We start from the raw sequence: 2963 nt of genomic DNA on the forward strand, positions 1-2963 counted from the left end.
CGTTGTGCACACATAATGACCCGTCCTAAAATAAGGCTACATAATTTTAAACATTATGTACAGAAATGACAAAGTAATTAGACGTTACAGCGAACCTTTTAAATTAAAAATTTTAGCCGAACTTACAACCGGAAAACACACAAAGAGCGAACTTTGTAAACTCTACTCTATCGCACCTACAACTGTTAACGAGTGGATTAAAAAGTACAATCGTAAAGACTTAATGAACACCAGAGTAAAAGTGGAAACGAAAGACGAAATATCTAGAATTAAGGCACTTCAAAAAGAGGTTGAACTGCTAAAAAAACTACTACTTAAAAAGGATCTCGATGCTATGGTACAGGATTGTTATCTTGAAGTTGCTGCTGAAGATCTTGGCTATAAATCGGTTAATGAACTAAAAAAAAAGCTAAGTATAAAGCCTTAATTAAAGCTAAAAAGAAATCTACGGGATTTGCTTCTCTGACAACTATAACTCATTGTTTTGGACTTAAACGTAATGCTTATTATAAGCATAAAAACAGAGCTGATAAACGTTTAATTCTAGAACAACAGATTATAAATATTGTTAGAAAAAGACGCAAATCCCTTCCTAGAGAAGGTGTTCGTAAACTTACCAGATCTTTAGACAAAGAGTTTGTTAAAGCTAACATTAAAGTAGGCCGAGATACACTATTTAAAGTGCTTAGAAAGCATAATATGCTAACACTTAGAAAGAAAACAAGCGCTAGAACTACTAACTCTTATCATCGATTTTATAAATATAATAACATCATAAAAGACTTAGAAGTAACTAGAGCTAACCAAGTTTGGGTATCGGATATCACATACATTAGAACAGTTAAAGGGTTTTGTTACCTAGCTTTAATAACAGATATGTACTCTAGGAAAATAGTTGGTTATGATCTAAGTGATAGCTTAGAACTTAAAGGATGCGTGAGAGCACTTAATAAAGCGATTTACCAAGCTAAAAACATTAATAGACTAATACATCATTCAGATAGAGGAATACAGTATTGTAGCAATGTATACACACAAATACTCAAAAGAAAAAAGATAGATATTAGTATGACTGAAGAAAATCATTGCTACGAAAATGCGATGGCAGAACGCGTAAACGGAATACTAAAAGACGAATTTTATCTCGATCAAACCTTTGAAAACGTAGCACACGCAAAGAGAGCTGCAAAAAGTGCAATTAATTTATACAATGAAGTAAGATTACATTTATCTTTAGACTATAAAACACCTAATATGGTATACAAATTATCAGCGTAAAATCAATTTTAACCTGTAGCCGTATTTCAGGACAAGACAGCTGAAAAACAGAACTTTTGAGGAAAATATTTTACATAATCGGGTTAAGTTTTTCATTTTTTGGAATTCCTCTTTTTTATTTTATGACAATAAATACAGGAGTGAGTCTGAAATATGAAACGGAATTTGGAGAATGTATTTCTCAAGTTTCTGGAGTTGATTTATGCAAACAACAAGATTTATTTCTCGGACTGACTTACTCTTGCGGAATTACATTTCTGATTTTAATAGGTATCTTAATTTACAAAATAATTAAATGGAAAACATAAGCGAATTTTTATAGGGAAAAGACTATTCGGAAAAACTTGACAAGTTTAATAAATCGATTGACCAAATTCATTCTGAATATAAAGGAGAATTTGACACAAGTGGTTATTTTACAATGCAAACTCATAATGAAAAAGGAGAAGTGAAATTAGATTTTGACCAAGACAAAAACATTCCAACTGAATTGAAAGATAAAATATTAAGTACTTTTAACGAAATATGGAAATAAAAGCCTGCATACAACAAAGAACTGAGGTAAAAAACAACTCTTTTCTTCGTTAATTTTAGACATTATTAGTTTTGGCTCAAAATAATTTTATTGTTTTGAGCCTTTTATATTTTATGTAATTCTTTACTATTTAGGCAATACTGAAACGTGATTTTCACAATATGGCAATCCTGATTTAGCAATAGCAAATGCTTGCTTTAATAACTTATTTGCAACTGCTATTAACGCAAGTTTTTTACTCTTTCCTTTGGCCACCAATCGTTCATAAATCTCTCTACAAGCCTTATTGTACTTACATGCCGAAAATGCACATAAAAATAGCAGATTTCTTAGTTTCTTATTCCCTACTTTACTTATTCTACTTCGTCCGCGAACACTGCTTCCTGATTTTCGTATAGTTGGTGTAATACCGACATAACTACACAGTTGTGATGCCGTTTCAAATTTTTTAAATCCATCAGTTACTACTATTAAAAACAAAGCTGTTTTCACACCCATTCCTGGGATGCTTTTTATTAATGTCAGTTGATGTTGCTGCTCTTGTTTAACTAAATCTAATAGACGCTCTTCTATCGCGGTAATCTCCTTTTGCAAATGCTTAACGTTTCGCTTTAAAGAACGATACACAAACTTGGAAGGTATTCCTAAGGTTTCTTCACCATGAAGTTTATTCTTCGATGCCGTTCGGTATTTTATGTAACTATCCAGCAATCTAAAGAGTTGCAAGCACTCACTCTGAACTTCATTTAAAGCTGTGTAAAGAGGAACATCATTCATTTGTCCATATTCACAAATGGCTTTAGAATCACTCTTATCGGTCTTTACTTTGGCTAATTTCATCTGGATAAATCGCTTTACAGATAAAGGGTTTACAACAGACACACATACTCCAGATTTATATAAAAACTGTGCCAACCTGTAATGATAATAACCTGTAGCCTCCATAACCACCAAAACACTTTCTGGTAAGCCTTTTATGAATTTCACAAAGCCTTTCTCATCATTTTTAAATTGGTCATGTCCTGTCTCTGAACCATAAACATCAAAGACATCTTTGCTAATGTCTAATCCAAAAATTTCACTATATTTATTCATAAGAATTAAATTTTGGAAAGAACGAGCTACTGATGTTTCAAAAACTTGAAATCGA

The 2963-nt window shown here is 31.9% G+C and carries 3 protein-coding genes; 2 read left to right on the forward strand and 1 reads right to left on the reverse strand.

Annotation, left to right across the window (positions count from 1 at the left end):
* Positions 1-55: 55 nt before the first annotated feature.
* Both AMD28_RS00070 and AMD28_RS00075 read left to right on the forward strand, forming a co-directional pair.
* A complete protein-coding gene (locus AMD28_RS00070; protein ID WP_055442126.1) occupies positions 56-427 on the forward strand; it encodes a transposase in 372 nt (123 codons plus the stop codon).
* 35 nt (positions 428-462) lie between these two features.
* Complete coding sequence (locus AMD28_RS00075; RefSeq protein ID WP_241492400.1) at positions 463-1278, forward strand: IS3 family transposase; 816 nt, start codon at positions 463-465, stop codon at positions 1276-1278.
* A 661-nt stretch (positions 1279-1939) separates the two neighbouring features.
* Here AMD28_RS00075 and AMD28_RS00085 read toward each other — a convergent pair.
* Entirely contained in the window at positions 1940-2908 is a 969-nt protein-coding gene (locus AMD28_RS00085) for an IS110 family RNA-guided transposase (RefSeq protein ID WP_055442129.1), read from the reverse strand.
* Between the last annotated feature and the right edge of the window lie 55 nt (positions 2909-2963).

This window comes from Lacinutrix himadriensis, from assembly GCF_001418105.1.
In the GTDB taxonomy this organism is placed as follows: Bacteria; Bacteroidota; Bacteroidia; order Flavobacteriales; family Flavobacteriaceae; genus Oceanihabitans; species Oceanihabitans himadriense.